General features: G+C 67.9%; 16 protein-coding genes. 6 read left to right on the forward strand and 10 right to left on the reverse strand.

The genetic code is table 11. The features are described 5' to 3' along the window. The first annotated feature begins 142 nt into the window (after positions 1 to 142). Both ACFVTE_RS15300 and ACFVTE_RS15305 read left to right on the forward strand, forming a co-directional pair. Positions 143 to 2869, forward strand: a complete 2727-nt coding sequence (locus tag ACFVTE_RS15300; protein WP_387101721.1) for an ABC transporter — start codon at positions 143 to 145, stop codon at positions 2867 to 2869. A gap of 268 nt (positions 2870 to 3137) precedes the next feature. Beyond that, positions 3138 to 3806 carry a transglycosylase family protein gene (locus tag ACFVTE_RS15305; protein WP_387101723.1) on the forward strand — a complete coding sequence of 223 codons (669 nt, stop codon included), beginning with the start codon at positions 3138 to 3140 and terminating at the stop codon, positions 3804 to 3806. A gap of 219 nt (positions 3807 to 4025) precedes the next feature. Here the strand turns inward: ACFVTE_RS15305 and ACFVTE_RS15310 are convergent, their stop codons facing one another. Next, on the reverse strand, positions 4026 to 4553 hold the full coding sequence (locus ACFVTE_RS15310; RefSeq protein ID WP_139023381.1) for a hypothetical protein: 528 nt from the start codon (positions 4551 to 4553) through the stop codon (positions 4026 to 4028). Positions 4554 to 4818: 265 nt separating this feature from the next. Here ACFVTE_RS15310 and ACFVTE_RS15315 point away from each other — a divergent pair, with 265 nt between their 5' ends. The 3 genes from ACFVTE_RS15315 (at position 4819) to ACFVTE_RS15325 (ending at position 8559) form a co-directional block, all read left to right on the forward strand. Next, positions 4819 to 5772, forward strand: coding sequence for an MSMEG_6728 family protein (locus ACFVTE_RS15315; RefSeq protein ID WP_387101724.1), 954 nt, complete (start codon positions 4819 to 4821; stop codon positions 5770 to 5772). 8 nt (positions 5773 to 5780) lie between these two features. Further along, positions 5781 to 6641, forward strand: a complete 861-nt coding sequence (locus tag ACFVTE_RS15320; protein WP_387101726.1) for an SDR family oxidoreductase — start codon at positions 5781 to 5783, stop codon at positions 6639 to 6641. Positions 6642 to 6774: 133 nt separating this feature from the next. Next, complete coding sequence (locus ACFVTE_RS15325) at positions 6775 to 8559, forward strand: DUF222 domain-containing protein (protein WP_387101728.1); 1785 nt, start codon at positions 6775 to 6777, stop codon at positions 8557 to 8559. 101 nt (positions 8560 to 8660) lie between these two features. Here the strand turns inward: ACFVTE_RS15325 and ACFVTE_RS15330 are convergent, their stop codons facing one another. The 3 genes from ACFVTE_RS15330 to ACFVTE_RS15340 all read right to left on the reverse strand — a co-directional run bounded on the left by ACFVTE_RS15330 (position 8661) and on the right by ACFVTE_RS15340 (position 13671). Next, a complete protein-coding gene (locus ACFVTE_RS15330; RefSeq protein WP_387101730.1) occupies positions 8661 to 8981 on the reverse strand; it encodes a hypothetical protein in 321 nt (106 codons plus the stop codon). A 109-nt stretch (positions 8982 to 9090) separates the two neighbouring features. Beyond that, complete coding sequence (locus ACFVTE_RS15335; protein ID WP_387101731.1) at positions 9091 to 11040, reverse strand: gamma-glutamyltransferase family protein; 1950 nt, start codon at positions 11038 to 11040, stop codon at positions 9091 to 9093. A 93-nt stretch (positions 11041 to 11133) separates the two neighbouring features. Further along, a complete protein-coding gene (locus ACFVTE_RS15340; RefSeq protein WP_387101905.1) occupies positions 11134 to 13671 on the reverse strand; it encodes a Tex family protein in 2538 nt (845 codons plus the stop codon). A gap of 265 nt (positions 13672 to 13936) precedes the next feature. Here ACFVTE_RS15340 and ACFVTE_RS15345 point away from each other — a divergent pair, with 265 nt between their 5' ends. After that, positions 13937 to 14233, forward strand: a complete 297-nt coding sequence (locus ACFVTE_RS15345; RefSeq protein WP_387101732.1) for a hypothetical protein — start codon at positions 13937 to 13939, stop codon at positions 14231 to 14233. Between the two features lie 22 nt (positions 14234 to 14255). On the opposite strand, the gene ACFVTE_RS15350 is transcribed toward ACFVTE_RS15345, so the two are convergent. The 6 genes from ACFVTE_RS15350 to dhaL all read right to left on the reverse strand — a co-directional run bounded on the left by ACFVTE_RS15350 (position 14256) and on the right by dhaL (position 20835). Continuing rightward, positions 14256 to 15098, reverse strand: coding sequence for a triose-phosphate isomerase family protein (locus tag ACFVTE_RS15350; RefSeq protein WP_387101734.1), 843 nt, complete (start codon positions 15096 to 15098; stop codon positions 14256 to 14258). Between the two features lie 51 nt (positions 15099 to 15149). Beyond that, positions 15150 to 16553, reverse strand: coding sequence for an MFS transporter (locus ACFVTE_RS15355; protein WP_387101736.1), 1404 nt, complete (start codon positions 16551 to 16553; stop codon positions 15150 to 15152). Between the two features lie 175 nt (positions 16554 to 16728). Continuing rightward, on the reverse strand, positions 16729 to 17496 hold the full coding sequence (locus tag ACFVTE_RS15360; protein WP_387101738.1) for an SDR family NAD(P)-dependent oxidoreductase: 768 nt from the start codon (positions 17494 to 17496) through the stop codon (positions 16729 to 16731). Positions 17497 to 17609: 113 nt separating this feature from the next. Next, a complete protein-coding gene (locus ACFVTE_RS15365) occupies positions 17610 to 18578 on the reverse strand; it encodes a 3-hydroxyacyl-CoA dehydrogenase family protein (protein WP_387101740.1) in 969 nt (322 codons plus the stop codon). A gap of 2 nt (positions 18579 to 18580) precedes the next feature. After that, positions 18581 to 19063 (reverse strand): ribose-5-phosphate isomerase, encoded by a 483-nt coding sequence (locus tag ACFVTE_RS15370; protein WP_387101742.1) that lies wholly within the window; start codon positions 19061 to 19063, stop codon positions 18581 to 18583. Further along, positions 19060 to 20835, reverse strand: a complete 1776-nt coding sequence (gene dhaL, locus ACFVTE_RS15375) for a dihydroxyacetone kinase subunit DhaL (protein ID WP_387101744.1) — start codon at positions 20833 to 20835, stop codon at positions 19060 to 19062. Before dhaL ends, ACFVTE_RS15370 begins: the two co-directional genes overlap by 4 nt. Positions 20836 to 20893 lie beyond the last annotated feature (58 nt).

Here is a 20893-nt window from a genome sequence, read left to right on the forward strand (position 1 = left end):
CTTCTGCTGAAAGCGCAGTTTGATCTGACGGCCCGGTCTGGCCTGAAAGAGCAGTGGGATCGAGGGGTTCAGCGGCGGCGTCGTAAGTGTTCACCCCGACAGAATAGTCCCCGGACCGGCCATGACCGCTAGAGTCGAACAGATGCGGACTGAAGAGTATGCTGCCCCCTTGGCCGGTCTGGACTGGAGCCCGGAAACCGGCGCCCACCATTCTGCCGACGGCTTCGTCCGGGTGCGCGGCGCCCGCGAGAACAACCTTCGCAATGTGGACGTGGCCGTCCCGCGCGACGCGATCGTCGCCTTCACCGGCGTCTCAGGATCTGGCAAGTCCTCGCTGGCGTTCGGTACGATCTACGCCGAAGCCCAGCGCCGGTACTTCGAATCCGTGGCGCCCTACGCCCGGCGCCTCATCCAGCAGGGCCACAATCCCAAGGTGGAGATGATCACCGGGCTGCCGCCCGCCGTCGCGCTTCAGCAGCGCCGCGGCACACCGAGCAGCCGCTCCACGGTGGGGACGGTGACCACGCTGTCCAACTCGCTCCGCATGCTGTTCTCGCGGGCCGGCAGCTACCCCGCCGGGGCGGGCCCGCTGGACTCGGACGCCTTCTCCCCCAACACCGCAGCCGGAGCCTGCCCCGAGTGCCACGGCCTGGGCGTCGCACACACCGTGAGCGAAGCCTCGCTGGTTCCCGATCCGTCGCTGAGCATCCGGGACGGAGCCATCGCAGCCTGGCCGACGGCGTGGCAAGGCAAGAACCTGCGGGACATCCTCACCCACCTGGGCTACGACGTCGACACCCCCTGGCAGGACCTGCCCCGGAAGGACCGCGACTGGATCCTGTTCACCGAGGAGCAGCCGGTAGTTGAGATCACGCCGCAGCGCGACCGGGTGGCCAAGCCGTACAAGGGCAAATTCTGGAGCGCCAAGAGCCACGTGCTGCACACCCTGGCGGATTCCAAGAGCAACACGATGCGCGAACGCGTGCTCCGCTTCATGGAAACCGGACCCTGCCGGCAGTGCAGCGGCAGCGGACTGAGGCCGGAGGCCCTGGCCGTGACGTTCGCCGGGAGGACGATCGCCGAGCTCAACGCCGTGCCGATGGCCGAACTGGCGGACATCATCCGCCCGACCACCCAGTTGAAAGACGCCGGGACCGCGTCCCGCAAGCTGTCCCCAGGCAAGCAGACCTCCGGCGAAAGCAACGAAGTGGCCGTCGCCATCACGCGCGACCTCCTGCAGCGGATCACGGTCCTGCTGGACCTGGGGCTCGGCTACCTCGCCCTGGGCCGGTCGACGCCCACCCTCTCCCCCGGAGAAATGCAGCGGCTCCGGATCGCCACCCAGCTCCGCTCGGGGCTGTTCGGCGTGGTCTATGTGCTGGACGAGCCCTCCGCCGGCCTGCACCCTGCCGACGCCGAACCCCTCCTGGCGGTGCTGGAACAGCTGAAATCGTCGGGCAACTCGGTGTTCGTGGTGGAGCACAACATGGACATCGTGCGCCACGCCGACTGGCTGGTGGACGTGGGGCCGAGGGCTGGCGAGGGCGGCGGCGAGGTGCTCTACAGCGGCCCGGTTGCCGGCCTCGCCGCCGTGGAGGCTTCCGTCACGCGCCCGTTCCTCGTGCCGGGTGGTTCCGCCAGCGGTTCACGTGCAGCGAACGACGGCGGCAGCACCGCGGGCGGTCCCCGCACCGCCGCGTCCGACGGCAGTGAGTCCGACGGCAGTGAACGCGACAGCAGCGGCCGTACCGGCCGCCGTCGTGACAGCCGCCGCCGGGAGCCCGGTGCCTGGCTGGAACTGAACGACATCTCACGCCACAACCTCCGCGGCCTCGACGCGTCCTTCCCGCTGCGAGTCCTGACCGCCGTCACCGGCGTCTCCGGTTCGGGCAAGTCGACGCTGGTCAGCCACGTTTTGGCGGAGGTGGTCGGATCCGAACTTCACGGAGACGCCGCTGCGGGCGCTGTCGGCACCGGCGGCCCAGAGTCTGCGGGAACCGACGGGGACCAGCCCGTGGACGCCGGCGATCCCGGCACCCCACTGAGTATCGGAACCGTGACCGGCCTGCACCACGTGGACCGGCTGGTGACGGTGGACCAGAAGCCGATCGGCCGCACGCCCCGGTCCAACCTGGCCACCTACACGGGACTCTTCGACGCCGTGCGCAAGGAATTCGCCGCCACGGACGAAGCCCGCGCCCGCGGATACGGCGCCGGCCGCTTCTCCTTCAACGTAGCCGGCGGACGCTGCGAGACCTGCCAAGGCGAGGGATTCGTCGCCGTCGAACTGCTGTTCCTGCCCGGCAGCTACGGCCCCTGCCCGGAATGCGACGGTTCCCGCTACAACCCCGAAACCTTGGGAGTCACCTACCGCGGCAGGAACGTGGCCGAGATTCTGGGCCTGACCGTTGATGCCGCCGCCGAATTCCTCGCGGAGGTTCCCTTGGCGGCCCGCAGCCTGCAGACTCTCCGGGAGGTCGGGCTGGGCTACCTGCGGCTGGGACAGCCTGCCACGGAACTGTCCGGCGGCGAGGCCCAGCGCATCAAACTCGCCACCGAGCTGCAGCGGGCACGCCGCGGCCACACGCTCTACCTGCTGGACGAGCCCACCACCGGTTTGCACCCGGCCGACGTCCGCCTCCTCATGGCCCAGCTGCACCGGCTCGTGGACGCAGGAAACACCGTGGTTGTGGTGGAGCACGAAATGGACGTGGTGGCGGAAGCGGACTGGGTAATCGACCTCGGACCGGCCGGCGGGGACGCCGGCGGAAAGATCGTTGCGTCCGGAACGCCCGCCGCCGTCGCCGGTTCACCGGACAGCCGGACGGCGCCGTACCTGGCCACTGTCCTCGGCCGGAGTGCCCAATAGCGGCGCTTCGGTCCTCCTGCCCGGCTGCGCCGGACTGCCTAAAACCTCTTGGCTGTCAATGATTATCTCGATTTGATAACGGCGCGCGACACCTCTAGGCTGGGGCACATACCCGCGCAACGCGGGCCCATGAATGCCCGGTGCCGCCCCCACCAGTTACTGCCCGGCCGGCGGACACCGAAATGACCTCTAGTTCGTCAGGGGCGGGCAGTAGCGCGACAACGTCCGGGGACGGACCGAGCGCGGGTGGCCTCAGGAGCATCCCAAAATGAAGAAATCCACTCTCAGCACTGCCGCGCGCCGTGGTGTCACCCTGGCCGCCGTTTCCGCCGCAACCCTGGCGCTTTCCGCCACTGCCGCCAACGCCGCAACCCCCACCGCCACCAGCGCCTCCACCTGGGACGCCCTCGCCCAGTGCGAGAGCGGCGGCAACTGGTCCACCAACACCGGCAACGGCTTCTCCGGCGGCCTGCAGTTCACCCCGCAGACCTGGGCTGCCTACGGCGGAACCGGCTCGCCGCAGAACGCTTCCCGCGCCCAGCAGATCGCCGTGGCCGAAAAGGTCCAGGCCAGCCAGGGCTGGGGCGCATGGCCTGCCTGCTCCGCCAAGCTCGGCCTGAACGGTGGCGGTGGCGCTCCTGCACCGCAGATCCTGCCCCAGAGCGCGCCGGTCCAGGCCGCACCCGTCCAGGCTCCGGTCCAGACCGCACCCGTCGCCCAGGCCCCGGTGGCCGAAGCTCCCGTTCAGGCGCGTCACGCTGCCGCCATCGCGGTGAGCGGCGAGACCTACACCGTCCAGGAAGGCGACACCCTGAGCAAGATTGCCGACAAGCTCGGCGTCCACGGCGGCTGGCAGCACCTCGCCGACGCCAACGCCGACACCATCAGCAACCCGAATCTCGTGTTCGTGGGCCAGGTTCTGCAGCTCCCTGCCTAACCTTGCCAGGGTCAGGCCGTTTAACGGCTCTCCCTTAAAGCTCGACGCCGGGCGGTTCCCTTGCGGGGACCGCCCGGCGTCGTTGTGTCCGGACTTTCCGTTCCGGCTTTGTTGCGTCTGTCTCCAGAAACTACGACGCCGGGCGCCCCGTGAGTGGGGACGCCCGACGTCGTTCTTAATTCTCTACAGCGTGACGGCTGGAACCGTCAGTACTCGGCCTTAGGCCGCAGCGGGGAGTTCCCGGACGATGCGCACCTTCCAGGCGGCGTCGTCGCTGGTGTCCAGGAGGGCGACGGTGCCGGAGGCGAGGTGCAGGGCAACGCGCTTGGCGTGCAGCAGCTCGAGGTAGAGGTGCTCGTTGACGCGGGCGGGGCTGTCGACGACGAACTTCACGGCGTCGCGCACCTTGCGGTAGTTGTCGCTGCGTTCGCGGTGCAGGTGCAGCTCGAGTTCGTGGCGCTGCTTGACGCGCGGCTCATGCTTGTTCAGCCAGTTCACTGCGGCGTGGACGCCGATCACCAAGGCGAGCGAGACGGCGTAGATCCACCAGCCGGTGGACATCAGGAAGAGCGGCAGGTTGGCGACGGCCACCACTGCAATGAAAACGCGCAGGGCCACGAGCCGGCGCAGGGTCAGCGCAACGGAAGCAAGCGCGGTGCGGAAACGGTGCTGGTCCTTGCGCGCAGCCGCCGGGTCCAGAGTAAACTCGTCGAGAACGAGGATCCCGTTCGCGTCGGCTCCCAGCATTTGGCCGTACTTCGGAACGAACAGTTGAGGCTCCTGTGACACGTGTGAATTTGCCTCCGCGGGGGCGGACGACAGGGGCGCGGGAGAGGTAAGAGTCATGAGTTGGCTTCCAGACGCTGTTGAGGTTTCGGATATCTTAGTGGATTAATCAACTTTCCGCACTCATAGGTCCACTATGTGAACAGCCATCTGTCCATTTTGGCTGCTGGTTGTGCCGTCCGGCACTTCAATTGGCACAGCGCGCCAAGGACGGCAGACTGAGGGGATGCAAACCTTCCTTCCCTATCCCGATTTCCGGCAAAGCGCGGCCGCGCTGGACACACCCCGGCTCGGCAAGCAGCGCGTCGAAGCGCTGCAGACACTCCGCGCGCTGGTCATCCCGGAATACGGATGGCAGTCACACCCCGCCATCCGTATGTGGATGGGGCACGTTCCCGCGCTCACCATGTACGGCCTGGCCATGGTGGACGAATGGACCAAGCGCGGCTTCGCCGACAACACCCGCGACAACATCCGCGAGTTCGCCCCGCAGGCCGCGCATCCCGATTACGCCGCCAAGATCCTGCTGCCGCCGTGGCTCGGTGACCCCGAATTCCACCTGAGCCACCGGTCCAACCTGATCCGCAAGGACCCGCACTTCTACGAAGAGGTCTTCCCCGGCACCGAGCACGGGCTGGAGTATGTCTGGCCGGAGCCCAAGCACGAATTCCTTCCCGAGGACCCCGAGGGTGAGGTGCTCTGGATCCTTCGCGAGCATGTCGGCCATGGCGACCCCGAGCGGCTGGACAAGGTCGGGCTTCCTGCCGTCGGCCGGGCGGCCGCTTCCGGTTCGGCCGCTGGTTCCGGTTCCGGTTCTGGGTCGGGCGCCGGGGAATCCGGCGACGACGACTACCAGTTCGTCTACGCGGAGGAGACTTCACGCCGCCCAGCCAAGGTGGCCAAGAAGGCACCGGCCAAGCCGCTGGTGAAGAAGCCGTCGCGGAAGCGGCAGCGTCAGGAGGCAGCCTTCTCGACGCTTCCGGGCAAGTCGCCGGTGGCAGTGCCGTTCGACGGCGGCAGCAGGTTCGCCGTCGGGATGGTCGTTGGCCGGCCCATCACGCTCGACGACGGGCGCTTCGGCCGCAACTTCCAGCTCACCGACATCATCGACCGGTCAGAGTTCGACTACCCCGCGCTGCTGCAGGATCCGCGCGTCTTCTTCCCCGTCCCGGCGCTCTGAGTCGCACTATGACTATCCTTCTCGCGGGCTGCGGCGACCTCGGTACTGAGGCGGGTCTGCGCTTCGCCGCAGCGGGGCACCGGGTGGTGGGCTGGCGCCGTTCACCGGACAAACTGCCGGCTGAGATCGAATGCGTCGCCACCGACTTGAGCACCGCGGAACTGCCGCCTGTCCCGGCGGACACCACCGCCCTCGTCATAGCCGTGGCCGCAGATGCCTCCACAGAAGAGGCATACCGCAGCGCGTACGTGGACGGGGTTACGCGTGTGCTCGATGCCCTCGAACGCGACGGTGTTGCACCCGAACGTGTCCTCTTCGTCTCGTCCACGGCCGTCTATGGCGACGCGGGAGGCGGATGGATCGATGAAAACACGACGCCGGCGCCCGCGGGATTCTCGGGTCGCATCATGCTTGAAGCGGAGGAGCTGCTGCTGAAGCGGCTCGACGGGACGGGGACCTCGCCTGTCGTGCTCCGGCTTGGCGGAATCTACGGACCGGGCCGCACCAGGCTCATCGACCAGGTTCGGACCGGCGTCGCCCTCATTCCGGCCCAGCCGCGCTACACCAACCGCATTCACCGCGACGACGCAGCAGGCGCCATCGTGCACTTGCTCAGCAGGCCTGACACGCCGGCGCCGGTGTATCTGGGCGTGGACAACGATCCGGCCGAGTTGGGCGACGTCCTGCGCTTCCTGGCGGCTGAGTTGGGGTTGGACGTCCCGCCGATGGGTTCCCTGGGTGAGGCACGTGGCGGAAACAAACAGTGCAGCAACGCGCTGCTTCGGGGAACCGACTTCTCATTCAAGTACCCGTCCTTCCGCGAAGGTTACCGCGACATTTTGGCCGGCGTCGGAGTGCGCCACCCCTAAGAACACGCGCTGCCTGAGTGCGGAGGCGGTTGAAATGACTGGACGAAAAAAATTTTCAAAACTTTATTCTTTTTGGTCCGATTTGACGCTCCTCAGCCCTAAAAATGTCGGACCCCGTTGAGAGAGTTTCCTTATGGAAGCGATTGGGGAGGATCGAGCGGAAATCGGAGCCGGGACTGACGTCTCGGGCCCGAGCGCTGCTGCCCTGCTGCGCGGCCGCCGGTTGCGCAGCGTTCCCTCTGTAACGACTGATCTGAAGACGGCGCTGGCGTTGCTGGACTCGGCCACCAGTTCGGCGCCGGAGGAGCTGGCCACGGCCAACTTCCTTCAGGCGGCCGATTTCGCTGAACTGACCGAGAAGCTCTCCCGCCGCGTCGAATACTTCCAGGTCCTCGCCGCCGGCGCCGTGGACCGGACACGGACCGAGGCGATCAACGCCGCCGCGACCGCCAGCCGCGCCGCCGGCTGGACCACAGGCTGGGGCACCGAACCCGAACCCGCCCCGGCTCCTGACGCTCAGCCCTCCGATACCGCCGCCCCGCCTGCCTCGGCTCCTGCCTCTGCGGTGGGCTGGTCCCCGGCCGATGACGGGGCCCGCAACACCGCCGAGTTCCTCCGCACCCGGCTCCGGATCAGCACCCCCGAAGCACGCCGCCGACTCGCCCTCGCCAACGCCACCCTCCCCCGCACCGGACTCGCCGGCCGCCCCCTGCCACCGGAACACGAAGAAACCGCCGCCGCCCTCACCGCCGGAACCATCTCCTCCCGCGCCGGAACCACCATCACCACCGCCCTGGACAAAGTCCGCCACACCCCCGACCCCGCCCTGATCGCCGAAATGGAACACAACCTCACCCAAACCGCGATCGAAAACGACCACGACTTCCTCACCCGCATCGCCCACCGCTGGATCGACGCCCTCGACCAGGACGGCACCGAACCATCCGAAGAAAACCTCCGCCACCGCCAAGGCGTCTTCATCCACCACAAACGCGGCGGCCTCCACCACCTCGAAATCCGCGCCACCACCGACCAATACGAAGTCCTTACCACCGTCATGAACACCGCCACCAACCCCCGCACCACCACACCCAACACCACCACCTGCGGAACCGACAGCAACCCCGGCGGCGACAACGACGGCAGCGACAGCGCCGCCGTTGACCCCGACACGGCCTTCAACACCCCCACCCCGCTCCCGGACCTGGACCGCCGCACCCCCGCCCAACAACGCCTCGACGGCCTCGTCGGCGCGTCCAAAGCCGCCCTCGCCGCCGGCACCCTGCCCACCACCGGAGGACTCCGCCCCCAAGTCATGGTCACCGTCAGCTACCGGGACCTCCTCAACAGCATCCAAACCACCGCCACCCGCGGCCCCCGCTACGCCCCAAAGAGAAACCGCACCGGCACCCGGGTCGCCGGCATCAACCCGCCCGGCATCAACTGGTCCGGCACCGACCTCTTCGCCACACCCGGCGCGCCCGCCGGAGCGGCCACCGGCAGCGGAACATTCGCCTACACCGGCCCCGTCACCGCCTCCACCATCCGCAAAATCGCCTGCGACGCCGACATCATCCCCGTCCTCCTCGGCTCCGAAGGACGCATCCTCGACATCGGCCGCACCACCCGCGTCTTCCCGCCCCACATCCGCAAAGCCCTCAACGCCCGCGACCAAGGCTGCGCCTTCCCCAACTGCACCATCCCCGCACCCTGGTGCGAAGCCCACCACATCACCTACTGGTCCCGCGGCGGACCCACCAACACCGACAACGGCGTCCTCCTCTGCACCCACCACCACCATCTGATCCACAAGGAACAGTGGAAAATCCACATCAAAAACGGGATCCCCTGGTTCATCCCGCCACCCCACATCGACCCACGCCAACAACCCCGACAAAACCACCACCACAAAACATGACCCCACCGGTGAACTCGTGCTTGAGAGGGCAGGACTGAAACACGAAAACGCCCGGCCCCATTCGGGACCAGGCGCTTCGGTGAAACGAAAACTACGGGCCGCTAGGCGTCCTTCCAGCCACTGCCTTCCGTGAACGTGGCAACGAGTGTGCCCACGCCGGCCTGCAGCGAATTCGAGGGATCCTCGTACAGGGAGGCCTCAGTCGCACGGCTGTGCGTGATCAGCTGCTCGGCTTCGAGCTTCGCCTCAGGCACTGTGGCGCCGATGATGCCGGTCCGCGCGGGAAGCTCGGGAGTGTGCACTATGTCTGCATTGGTCTCCGAGAGCGGGATGGTGGTCCCGGATTGAATCTCATCGTGCGGGAACTCGAACTCCGCGTCGTCGGGGGCAGTGGGAATCGTGTACTCCAGGAAGTAATTCATTCCCCCAGCCTTGCAGATAACCGCCATGCCAGAAACCCCGCCCGCCGCCCGAGGGCACGAATATCCACCGCACGCTCAATGGGAACCCGAGAAAGAGAACGGTCTGCTCCTACCGTCCGGCTGCGTATCCCTGCGCTCCCCGCGGATTCGCGGCGGCCTGAAGCACGCCCGTCCCAGGATCGCGTACGACGGCGGACAGCCGTCCCAGCGTCCAGCCGCCCGCCCGGGTGATCCGGTGTCCCCGCCGTTCGAGCCCGGCGATAACGTCATCACCCAACCGGTCCTCGACGACGGCACCGCCGGGCTCCCACGTGCGCGGCCAAAAAGACCCGGGCATCGACGCCGTATGAAACGCCGGCGCGTCGATGGCCTGCTGCGGCGAGTACCCGCCCACGATCGTCCGCAGCAGGTACAGCAACTGCCACTGGTCCTGCTGGTCCCCACCCGGCGAGCCGAGCGCTGAAACAGCAACGCCATCGCGCAGCACCAGCGTCGGCGTCAGCGTGGTCCGCGGCCGCTTGCCCGGCGTCAGTGTGGACGGCGTTCCGGGCTCCAGCCACGTCATCTGCAGCCGGGTGCCCAGGCAGAACCCGAGCTCAGGGATCGCCGGCGATGACTGCAGCCAGCCGCCGGATGGTGTGGCCGAAACCATGTTGCCCCAGCGGTCCACCACATCGATGTGGCAGGTGTCGCCGCGGGTCTCCCCGTTGGACGCAACACTGGGTTCGCCAAATGCAGGTTCGCCAGGTGCCGGTTTAGCGATTGGGGGTTCAGCAATCGTCGGTTCGCCCACGGCGGCGGCTGCCGAGGAACCTGCGCCGCCGGAAGCGGTAGGACCGCCCAAGGCGGACGACCCGCCGTCGTCATCCGACAGCGCAGGCGGGACGTACTCGGTGCGCAGCGCAGGGACGTACGGCTCACGCCCCGGGACCGAGCCCGGGCGGAACTCGTGCGATGCCTCGTCCGTGATCAGCTCCCGGCGCGACGCCGCATACTCTTCCGACAACAGATAGTCGAGCGGGACATCCACGTCGCCGTAGTACGCCTCGCGGTCCGCCAGTGCCAGCTTCTGGGCCTCCAGAATCGTGTGCGCGCCCAGCTCGGTGGACGGGTCGAGGTGGGCATCATCGAAGCCGGCGAGGATCGCAAGCGTCTGCAGCAGGGCCGGCCCCTGCCCCCACGGGCCGGTCTTGGCGATGGTGTGCCCGCGGAACTCTAAGGTGGCCGCTTCCTCGTACGATGCTCGGAACCCGGCCATGTCGGCCAGCGTCATCACGCCGCGGTGATCGGTCCCGGACGAGTGCCGGTGGGGTGTCCGGACACTTTCGGCCACAGCGCGGGCCACGAAGCCCTCACTCCACTCCCTGCGGGCTGCGTCGATTCGCTCCTCTCGCGTGTGCGCCGGCTCCGCCGCGAATGCCTCGCCGAGGCCGGCCCCTGCCTGGACCAGTTTCTGGAGTGTGCGGGCAAGCGCCGGGTTCCGGACCAGCTCGCCCTCCTCGGGGATGCGGCCCTCCGGCATCCACAATTCGGCCGACGTGGGCCAGTGCTCGCGGAACAGGCCCGCCACTGCCGAGATCGTGCTGCAGACGCGCGCCAGCACCGGGTGGCCGTCGCGCGCGTAGCGGATGGCGAAATCCAGGACTTCGGCCAGTTCCCACGTGCCGTGGTCCCGCAGCAGCAGCAGCCAGGCGTCGACGGCGCCGGGAACCGCCGCGGCGAGCGCACCTGATCCGGGCACCAGTTCCAGGCCCCCTGCCAGGAAGTGTTGGACCGTCGCCCCCGCGGGTGCCGGGCCCTGGCCCATCAGGACCACAGGTTTACCAGGCGCCTCCGCCGTGCTGAAGACGCCGGTCATGTCACCGCCGGGCCCGTTGAGGTGCGGTTCCACCACGTGCAGCACGAACGCGGCCGCCGTGGCCGCGTCGAATGCGTTGCCGCCCCGCTCCAGCACGGCCTGCGCGGTGCCGGTAGCGAGCCAATGGGTCGTGGCGGACATGCCGAACGTGCCCTGCAGCGTAGGACGGGTGGTGAAAGTCTCCGGCCTCGTAAAACTCATAGGGGCTACTGTAGTCACCGGCTTCCGACGGTTCCGGGATACGGCGCCCGCGACACGCTCCGCCGGTGCGGGGCCTGCTTGCCTCGTTTGGCCCTATTTACCCAGACCGGCCCGCCGCAGTGCTTCGGCCATGGCGGTATCCGCCGGAGCTGGACGCTGGCCGGACTGCTTCGGCTGCCGCCTGGCGTTGTCTCGATCGGCCGACGACCGGCCTGAATCGCTCCCCTGGCGCGCGCCCGTCTTTCCGCCGGCGTGGCCAGGAGTGGCCGACCGGTTCCGGCCGCCGTCGCGGTTGCCACCGGACTCGCGGCCGCTCTCGCGGCCTCCACCCGGGCGTCCCCCGGTGGAGCGTCCGCCGGCTTGCCGGTCACCGGCAGCGGCCGGTTCGTCGTCGAGCCTCAACGTCAGGGAGATACGCTTCCGCTCCGGGTCAGCCTCAAGCACCTTCACCCGCACCACCTGCCCGGATTTCACCACCTCGCGCGGATCGGCGACGAACCGGTTTGCGAGGGCGGACACGTGGACCAGCCCGTCCTGGTGGACCCCGACGTCCACGAACGCACCGAACGCGGCTACGTTGGTGACGGTTCCTTCCAGGACCATCCCCGGCTTCAGGTCGGAGATCTTCTCGATGCCCTCGGAAAACGCAGCCGCCTTGAACGCCGGACGCGGATCGCGTCCCGGCTTCTCAAGTTCGGCGATGATGTCGCGCACCGTGGGAAGGCCAAAGGTCCCGTCGACAAAATCGGCCGGGTTCAGCCGTCCGGCATCGGCCAGCGGAGCAAGGCCAGCCGTGCCTGCGGAAGATCCAGAAGCACCGGACCCGCGAGAGGCACCGGCCGCAATCAGGATTTTCCGAGCCACCGAGTACGCCTCGGGGTGCACACTCGAGGCGTCGAGCGGCTCCGCTCCCCCGGTGATCCGCAGGAACCCGGCACACTGTTCGAACGCCTTGGCGCCCAGCCGCGGGACCTTCTTCAGCTCGCTGCGTTTGGCGAACGGCCCGTGCTCGTTGCGGTACGCCACGATGTTCTCGCTCAGCAGCGGCCCGACGCCGGCCACCCGGCTCAGCAGCGCCGGCGAGGCCGTGTTCACGTCGACGCCCACGGCATTCACGCAGTCCTCCACCACGGCATCCAGGCTGCGGTCCAGCTTCGCGCCGGTGACGTCGTGCTGGTACTGCCCCACGCCGATCGACTTCGGATCGATCTTCACCAGCTCGGCCAGCGGGTCCTGCAGCCGGCGGGCGATGGACACCGCGCCGCGCAGGGACACGTCCATGCCGGGGAGTTCAGCGGCGGCCAGGGCGGACGCCGAGTACACGGACGCGCCAGCCTCGCTCACCACCAGCTTCTGCGGCGCCGCACCGGCCGCCCCGCCAGCGCCGGAGCCCGTCCCGGAGCCGGCAGCTGCCGAGAGCTGCTTGATGAGTTCGGCCGCGAGCTTGTCCGTTTCGCGTGAGGCCGTTCCGTTGCCGATGGCCACGAGTTCGACGGCGTGCTGCCGCGCCAGCCGGGTCAGCGTTGCCAGGGCCTCGTCCCACTTGCGCGCTGGCGCGTGCGGGTAGACGGTGTCCGTCGCCACGACCTTGCCGGTCTTGTCCACCACCGCCACCTTCACGCCCGTCCGCAGGCCAGGGTCCAGGCCCAGGGTGGAGCGGTTTCCTGCCGGTGCGGCCAGCAGCACGTCGCGCAGGTTGGCGGCGAAGACGCGCACGGCCTCGTCCTCCGCGGCGGCGAACATCCGTCCCCGCAGGTCGGCGGTCAGGCGGGCAAGCATGCGGGAGCGCCATGCCACCTGGGCGGTCTGCAGCAGCCACGAGTCGGCGGGCCGGCCGCGGTCGGCGACCCCGAGGAACCTGGCCACAGCGGATTCGTAACGGGCACGCGCGGCGGCGAGGGCGGCGTCGTCTGCCGGGTCCGCCTCGGCAAGATCGAGCTCGAGCACGCCGTCCTTCTCACCGCGCAGGAGCGCCAGCACGCGGTGCGACGGCATCCCCGACGGCACCTGCGAAAACTCAAAGTAATCGGCGAACTTCTGCCCCTCGGATTCCTTGCCCTTCTTCACCCGGGACACCATCCGGCCCTGCGTCCACAGCCGCTCGCGCAGGTTCTCGGCAAGGTCCGGGTCCTGGGCCACGCGCTCCACGAGGATGGCCCGGGCGCCGGCGAGCGCCGCAGCCGCATCGTCGACGGCGTGCTCGGTGTTCAGGTACTTGGCGGCCTCGCGCTCGGGATCGAGGTCCGGGCGCTTGAGAAGGGCATCGGCGAGCGCTTCCAGCCCTGCCTCGCGCGCGATCTGCGCCTTGGTGCGTCGCTTGGACTTGAAAGGCAGGTAGATGTCCTCCAGCCGGGATTTCGTATCGGCGGCCACGACGGCGGCCTGCAGTTCCGGGGTCAGCTTGCCCTGCGCGGCGATCGCCTCCAGGACTGCACGACGGCGGTCCTCCAGTTCGCGGAGGTAGCGCAGGCGCTCGTCGAGGTCGCGGAGCTGGCCGTCGTCGAGAGTCCCGGTGGCTTCCTTGCGGTAGCGGGCGATGAACGGAACCGTTGACCCCCCGTCGAGCAGTTCCACGGCCGCCTTCACCTGCCAGGCCTTCACGCCGAGTTCGGCGGCGATCTGTTCCGCTATCCGGGCGGCAACATCGTCAGTCCCTTGGCCGCCCGCGGGTCTGGGAGCGGGGGTGTCCTTCGGCTTTGTCCCGGCGGCGGAGGCAGGGCTGGGCGTGGGCGTGGCGGTGTGCTGCGGCTGTTGGGTCACCAGAACATTTTGCCCTACGCGCCCGAATCCGGGGCGATCAGGGACCGGGGAACGGAGTAAGCCGCACTACCCACATCCGCCCTTAAGTGATGTAGTGACTTTATGCAGCGGGGGTCATCGACTTAGGCGGCGCATCATGCAGGAATTGCTCATCATTCTTCAGGACGGCTTCAACGATGATGAAGTCGCCATCACGGTCAACGGCAAGGAGGCCCGGTACGACCGCGATGTCACCACCCGGGAACTGCTGGGCATGGCCGAGGAAGTCTCCGTGGAACTGCCGGCAAAAGGCGCAACGGTGGGGGTTGAAGTCACCAGCCGCAATCTCAGCGCGGAAATGAAGCTTCATGGCAGGCCGCGCAGCCTCCTAGTGTCCATTGAGGACGGCGCGCTCGTGCTCAGCGAAGGGACCGGCCGCGAGGCTTTTCTGTAGTGCCGGTTGTGGTCCCGGGTGATTAGGAGCTCGCCCAGCCCGGCAGTGACAGTGCCTCGTCCAGGACCTTTCCGAAGTTCGCGGCGTCGTGCGCGAACCGGCCAAGGAAGAGCCCCGACACTCCGTCCAGGGTGGGCAGCAGGCCAGGTTTGGCGGAGCCGCCATAAATAACGGGCAACTCTGACAGGCCATGGGCACTGAGCTGCACCCGCAAATGACGAACGACGGCGGACACATACTCCGCGCTGGCAGGTTCGGCTGCACCGATGGCCCAGACAGGTTCGTAGGCGATGACCAGCCGGGCGGCGAGGTCCCAGTCGCCGCCGACGGCGGCCTCGATCTGTCCGTAGACGAAGCGGGCGGCGCCTTCCGCGCCCTCAGCACGGCCGGCGTCGGCCGTTCCGTTAGTTGACGTGCTCCCCGTGCCGCCTGACTCCTCCCCCACACACAGCAGCGGGGTGACCCCGGCGCCGTCGGCCGCCCTGACCTTGCGCGCGATCATGGCGTCATCCTCGGCGAAGTGCCGCCGCCGTTCGGCATGGCCGATCTCCACGAGTCCCACGCCCAGCTCGGCAAGCAGCGACGGCGAGAGCTCACCGGTCCACGGACCGTCGGCCCAGCCGCAGTTCTGGGCGCCCAGGACCAGCGGCGACCCGGCGATGATCTCCCCGGCGGCGGGAAGCACCGGGAAGGAGGGAATCACAAACGGGACCACCCGCCCGGCCGCGAGGGCCGGGCGGGCGTCCACCTGCTTGCGCAGTTCACGCAGCCAGCGCAGGCTGCCCCGGTAGCCCAGGTACATCTTGGTGCTGACGCCGACGAAAATCGTGCCGGGGTCTTTGATGGCCTGGCTGAGCTGGGTCACGGGGTTTCCTGCCTTTGCTGCTGTTGCTGAACTGCCGGGCTTTGCTGCTGACTACTTTTCCAGCCGTGCCTGGTCTTGGGCAGTGCCTGCCTTTACGGAATCGCTGGTTTCGAGCAGGTCATCGGCCTTGTTCTTGAACTTCCGGGTACCGAACATCATGGCCGCGGCGAGGAACGGCAGCACACCGAGTGCGTAGACGCCCATGGTTCCGGTGTCCGAGGCGGTGACCTGGTTGACGGTGGTTCGCAGGATCGGGGCCACGAAGCCGCCCAGGTTGCCCAGCGAGTTGATGAGCCCAATGCCGGCCGCGGCGGCAGTTCCGGTGAGGAACGCCGTCGGATACGACCAGGCGATGGGGCCGATGGAGAGGAAGCTGCACACCGCGAGGGTGATAAACACGATGCCCAGCGCGGGCAGGTGGTTGGCGCCTGCCCAGGCGGACCCGAAGATGCACAGGCCGGTGGAGATGAAGAGACCCGTGCCCCAGACGCGGCGGCGGATCACGGTGTTGGCGGCCTTGCCGATGAAGTAGCAGGCGAAGATGCCGAAGAACCACGGGATGGCAGCCATGAGTCCGACGGCGAGGCCCACCTTCTGCCCGGTCAGCTGCGACACCTGCTGGGGCAGGTAGAAGGTCACGCCGTACACGGCGATCTGCAGGCAGAAGTAGATGACGGTGAAGTACCAGACCCGGCCGTTCTTCATCGCTGCCAGTACGCCGCGGGGTCCGGACTCCTCCTTGACGGTGTCCTCAAGGGCCATGACGTCCTGCAGGGCCTTCTTCTCGTCCTTGCTGAGGAACTTGGCGTCCTGCGGGCTGTTGATCAGGAAGAAGAAGGCGGCGATGCCGGCCAGCACGGCGAGCATGCCCTCGACGAAGAACATGACCTGCCAGCCCTGGACGCCGGGGACCTGGTCGCCGATGTTGATCAGCCAGCCGGACAGCGGAGCGCCCATCATCTGGGAGAACGGCTGGGCCAGGTAGAAGATAGCGAACATCTTGACGCGGACCTTGTTCGGGAACCAGGCGGCGAGGAACATGATGACGCCCGGGAAGAGGCCGGCCTCGGTCACGCCCAGCAGGAAGCGCAGGATCACGAAGGAGGTCTCGTCCTGCACGAAGGCGAAGCAAGCGGAGACGATGCCCCAGGTGACGGCGATGCGGGCCAGCCACACCTTGGCGCCGAACTTGGTCAGGAGCAGGTTGCTGGGGATTTCGAACAGGGCGTAGCCGATGAAGAAGATGCCGGCGCCGAGCGCGTAGGCGCCCGCGCTGATGCCCTTGTCCGCTTCGAGGGCGGCCTCGGCGAAGCCCACGTTGGTGCGGTCCAGGAAGGCAACGACGTACAGGATGACGAGCATCGGCATGAGCCGGAAGGATGCCTTGGAGATGGCCGATTTGAGGACCGGCGAGTCCAGCAGCTCCTTCGTGGTGGATGGGTTGGTGACAGTCATTCAAACTCCTCTTTGAGCAAAAGTGAGCAAATCAGGGCACAGCGTGAAAAGACTTAGAGCGAAAAAACTTAGAGTGAAAAGCCGATGAGCAACACGCCCACCAGGCAGACGACGACGCCTGCTGCCAGGTAGATCTTGCGTTCCCGGGTCCAGGAGCGAAGCATGGCTGTCCTTCCTAGTGCATGTAGAGGCCGCCATCCACATTCAGCGTCTGGCCGGAGATGTATCCGGCGTCCTCGCTGATGAGGAAGGCGATGGCTGCCGCGATGTCGCGGGTGGAACCGACCCGGTTGACCACGAGGTCCTGGGTGAGTTCGTTCTTGCGTTCCTCGCTGAGGGTGCCGCCCATGATGTCGGTGTCGATGGGGCCGGGCGAGATGGCGTTGACGGTGATGTCGTACTCCCCCAGTTCACGGGCGGTGGAGCGGGTCAGGCCGATGACGCCGGCCTTCGCCACGGAGTACGGAGTCTTGGAGAACGTACCGCCGCCGCGCTGTGCGGAGACGGAGGAGATGTTCACGATGCGGCCAATGCGGTTCTTCACCATGGATTCGGCCACGCGGCGGGTGGCGTAGTGGACGCCGTTGAGGTTGATGTTGAGCACGCGGTCCCACTCGGCGGCGTCAAGCTCCAGGTACGGGACCGGCGAGCTGACGCCGGCTACGTTGGCCAGGGCCACGATCTGCGGGAGCTCGGCCTCGATGGAGTCGATCGCGGCGCGGACCGATGCCTCGTCCGCGACGTTCGCGCCCACTCCGTGGGCCTTCACGCCGTACTGGCTGGCGATCTCCTTGGCCGTCGCCTGGCAGAGGGCGTCGTCAAGGTCGATGATGCCGATGTTCCAGCCCTGCTCCGCCAGGTAGTTGGTGGTGGCCCGGCCGATGCCGCGCTCCGAGACGGCGCCGGTGACGATGGCCGTGCGCTCGGACGGAAAAGTACTCATGGATGTGCTCCTAAGTCGTTGTGAAATGGGCAGCACAACAGGAGGGCGGCTGCCCGGAGGCAGCGCCCAACTGCTGTGGTGCCTAGCTGATTAGTGCCTTTGTGGAGAGCTGCTTAATTGATCGGGGCCGGGCCGAGTTCCTCGATGAGCTTCTGCATGGCGACGTAGGCCTTGTTGCGGTAGGCGATCAGCTCGGGGGTGCGCTCGGCCGGGACGTTCAGGAAGCCTGCGCCGGTCTTTGTGCCCAGCTTGCCCGCTTCCACGAGGTCCGTGAGGATCTTCGGGGTGGCGAAGCGCTCCGGGAAGTCGGTCTGCAGCGACTTGTAGCAGAAGTTGTAGACGTCCAGGCCGGCCATGTCGGCGATGGCGAAGGGACCGAAGAACGGCAGCCGGAAGCCGAACGTGGTGCGGACCAAGGTGTCCACGTCCTCCGCCGTCGCGATGCCCTGCTCCACCAGCTGCGCGGCCTCGTGGAAGAGCGCGTACTGCAGGCGGTTCAGCACGAACCCGGTGACGTCCTTGACCACTGCCGTCTCCTTGTTGGCGGAGTGGACCAGGTCGCGGACGGCGCCAACCGTCTCGGCGGACGTTCCCTCGTGCGGGATGATCTCGACGCCGGGGATGAACGGCGACGGGTTGGAGAAGTGCACACCCAGGAAGCGCTCCGGGTTGGCCACCGGCTGGGAGAGCTCGGCGATGGAGATCGTCGAGGTGTTGGAGCCGATGATGGCGTCCGGCCGTGCGGCGGCGCTGATCCGGGCCAGGGTCTCGTGCTTGATGGCGATGACCTCGGGCACGGCCTCCTCGATGAAGTCGGCGTCGGCCACGGCTTCCTCGATGTCCTTCGCGGCCCACAGGTTCTGCTTCAGGATCTCGGTAGATCCTTCGGGAAACAGCCCGTCGGCCACGAACTGGTCGGACTCGGTGAGCAGCCGCTCGTAGTTCTTCTGTGCCACCTCGGCGGACACGTCGGCGAGGGCAACGCGGGCACCGCCGAGGGCGAGGACCTGGGCGATGCCGCCGCCCATGTAGCCGGATCCGACGACGGCGAACTTGGATGAGCTGGTGGGTGTTTCGGTCATGGTCAGTCGGCCTTCGTGTAGTCGGGTTCGTACGAGCAGATGGCGTCCACCTTGGCGGCGGAGGAGGAGTTCGCATCGAAGCGGTGCCCCAGCCATTCGCCCACGAGCTTCTTGGCGAGTTCCAGCCCGATGACGCGCTGGCCCATGGTGAGGACCTGGGCGTTGTTGCTGAGGACGGATCGTTCCACGGAGTAGCTGTCGTGCGCGGTGACGGCGCGGATACCGGGCACCTTGTTGGCGGCAATGGCCACGCCGAGGCCGGTGCCGCAGATCAGGAGTGCGCGGTCCGCTTGGCCCTCGGCCACCTTGCGGGCGGCTGCGACGGCCAGGTGCGGGTAGGCGGTGGAGTCGTTGGCTGCAACGCCGATGTCCTCGACGGAGGCTACCCGGGGGTCGGCCTCCAGCAGGGCCTTGAGTGCTTCCTTGTATTCGACGCCGGCCTCATCGTTGCCGATGACAATGCGCCAGCCTTCTGTGTTGCTCATTCCGTTGCTCCGTTTCCGGCCGTCGAGGCCATGTGGGACACGGCCGGGGTGGAACCGGCCGCATCAGATGCGAGGTAGGTGGCCACGCGCTCGGCGATCAGTCCGAACGAGACTGCGCCGGGGTCCGGGTGGCCGAGGCTCTTTTCCGCCAGCGGACGGGCGCGGCCCTTGAGCGGGCGCAGGTCCGCGGTCTGTCGGGCTGCTTCGTTCGCCGCGGCAGCGGCGGTGGTGAGTGCGTCGCCCAGGGAGGTTCCGCCGTCGAACGCTTCCTTGAACGCGTCCCGGAACGGCAGGAGGGCGTCAACCATGGTCTTGTCCCCCGGCTCCGCCTTGCCGAGCTCGGTGATGGCGTTGCTGAAGGCGGTGACGGCGGCGTTCGCGTCCCCGGCGGCGTACGATTCGCGGTTGCCGAGTGCGAGGCCGGCCGCCATCACGGCCGTACCCCAGAGTGCGCCCGAGGTTCCGCCGGCGCGCTCGCTCCATGCCTCCCCCGCGGCGGTGAGCACGCGTTCAACCGAGGCTCCCGCTTGGGCGTTTTGCTCACCGGCCGCGGCCGCCGCGTCAACGCCGCGGCGCATGCCGATGCCGTGGTCGCCGTCGCCGGCAATCGCGTCCAGGTCGCCAAGTTCCGCTTCGTGTTCGACGACGACGTCCCGCACCTGGGCGAGGACGGCGGCTGCCACCCGGCCCAGGTCGGCGGACGCCGCGGTTGCCTTCTCGGTGTCCTCGTCGGCTGTTTCTTCGGCGCTGGAGAGTTCGCGGCGGGCGCGGGGCGCGGTGTTGCCCTTGCGGTAGGCAGGGGTGTCGGCCGGCGCGGCCCAGAACTGCTCGAGTTCGTCGTCGAGCCACAGCAGGGTGAGCGAGAGTCCGGACATGTCCAGGCTGGTGACGAGCTCGCCGCACTCCGGTTCAACGACGGTCAGGTTGGCGGCGTCGAGGAGCTTTTCGATCTTGCCGAAAAGGAGGAACAGCTCGTCGTACTTGACCGTGCCCAGGCCGTTGACGATGGCAACCACGCGGCTGCCGGCGTCGTCCGGCTTGTCCTCGAGCAGCTTCGAGACCAGGAGCTTGGCGAGTTCGGAGGCCGTGGGCATGGGGTGCTCGGAGATCCCCGGTTCGCCGTGGATGCCCAGGCCCAGGGACATCTGCCCGGCCGGGACGTGGAACAGCGGCTCCGACGCGCCCGGAAGGGTGCAGCCGTCAAAGGCGACGCCCAGCGAACGCGTGCGGTAGTTGGTCTTGATGGCGAGGCGCTCCACCTCGTCCAGGCTCAGGCCGGCCTCGGCCGCGGCGCCGGCGATCTTGAAGACGGTGAGGTCGCCGGCGATGCCGCGGCGCTTTTCAATCTGGTCCAGCGGGGCGCTGGCGACGTCGTCCGTGACCAGCACGGTGCGCGTCTCGATGCCCTCGGCGTTGAGCCGAAGCTGAGCCTGGCCGAAGTGCAGCACGTCGCCGGCGTAGTTGCCGTAGCTCAGCAGCACGCCGCCGCCGGCGTTGGCCGCCTTCGCCACACGGTAGACCTGCCCCGCGGCCGGGGAAGCGAACATGTTGCCGCACGCGGAGCCGGCGGCCAGGCCCGGCCCGACCAGTCCGGCGAAGGCCGGGTAGTGGCCGGAGCCGCCGCCCACCACGAGGGCCACCTGGCCGGCGGGGATCTCGGTGGAGCGGACCACGCCGCCGTCCACGCGGGCAACGTACCCGCGGTTGGCGGCCACGAAGCCGTCCAGCGCCTCGTCTGCGAAATCAGCGGGATTGTCGAAGATCTGGGTCATGGTTCCTCATTGAATCCGGTTGGTTGATCAGTTCTGCTGGGCTTGTTGCGGTGCGCCT

The organism is Arthrobacter sp. NPDC058097, assembly GCF_042884885.1.
Lineage (GTDB): Bacteria > Actinomycetota > Actinomycetes > Actinomycetales > Micrococcaceae > Arthrobacter.

Excerpts from the sequence above, each read along its gene's own strand:
- ACFVTE_RS15300 (WP_387101721.1), top strand. The coding sequence starts at position 143 with ATGCGGACTGAAGAGTATGCTGCCCCCTTGGCCGGTCTGGACTGGAGC.
- ACFVTE_RS15305 (WP_387101723.1), top strand. The coding sequence starts at position 3,138 with ATGAAGAAATCCACTCTCAGCACTGCCGCGCGCCGTGGTGTCACCCTG.
- ACFVTE_RS15310 (WP_139023381.1), bottom strand. The coding sequence starts at position 4,553 with ATGCTGGGAGCCGACGCGAACGGGATCCTCGTTCTCGACGAGTTTACT.
- ACFVTE_RS15315 (WP_387101724.1), top strand. The coding sequence starts at position 4,819 with ATGCAAACCTTCCTTCCCTATCCCGATTTCCGGCAAAGCGCGGCCGCG.
- ACFVTE_RS15320 (WP_387101726.1), top strand. The coding sequence starts at position 5,781 with ATGACTATCCTTCTCGCGGGCTGCGGCGACCTCGGTACTGAGGCGGGT.
- ACFVTE_RS15325 (WP_387101728.1), top strand. The coding sequence starts at position 6,775 with ATGGAAGCGATTGGGGAGGATCGAGCGGAAATCGGAGCCGGGACTGAC.
- ACFVTE_RS15330 (WP_387101730.1), bottom strand. The coding sequence starts at position 8,981 with ATGAATTACTTCCTGGAGTACACGATTCCCACTGCCCCCGACGACGCG.
- ACFVTE_RS15335 (WP_387101731.1), bottom strand. The coding sequence starts at position 11,040 with ATGAGTTTTACGAGGCCGGAGACTTTCACCACCCGTCCTACGCTGCAG.
- ACFVTE_RS15345 (WP_387101732.1), top strand. The coding sequence starts at position 13,937 with ATGCAGGAATTGCTCATCATTCTTCAGGACGGCTTCAACGATGATGAA.
- ACFVTE_RS15355 (WP_387101736.1), bottom strand. The coding sequence starts at position 16,553 with ATGACTGTCACCAACCCATCCACCACGAAGGAGCTGCTGGACTCGCCG.
- ACFVTE_RS15360 (WP_387101738.1), bottom strand. The coding sequence starts at position 17,496 with ATGAGTACTTTTCCGTCCGAGCGCACGGCCATCGTCACCGGCGCCGTC.
- ACFVTE_RS15365 (WP_387101740.1), bottom strand. The coding sequence starts at position 18,578 with ATGACCGAAACACCCACCAGCTCATCCAAGTTCGCCGTCGTCGGATCC.
- ACFVTE_RS15370 (WP_387101742.1), bottom strand. The coding sequence starts at position 19,063 with ATGAGCAACACAGAAGGCTGGCGCATTGTCATCGGCAACGATGAGGCC.
- dhaL (WP_387101744.1), bottom strand. The coding sequence starts at position 20,835 with ATGACCCAGATCTTCGACAATCCCGCTGATTTCGCAGACGAGGCGCTG.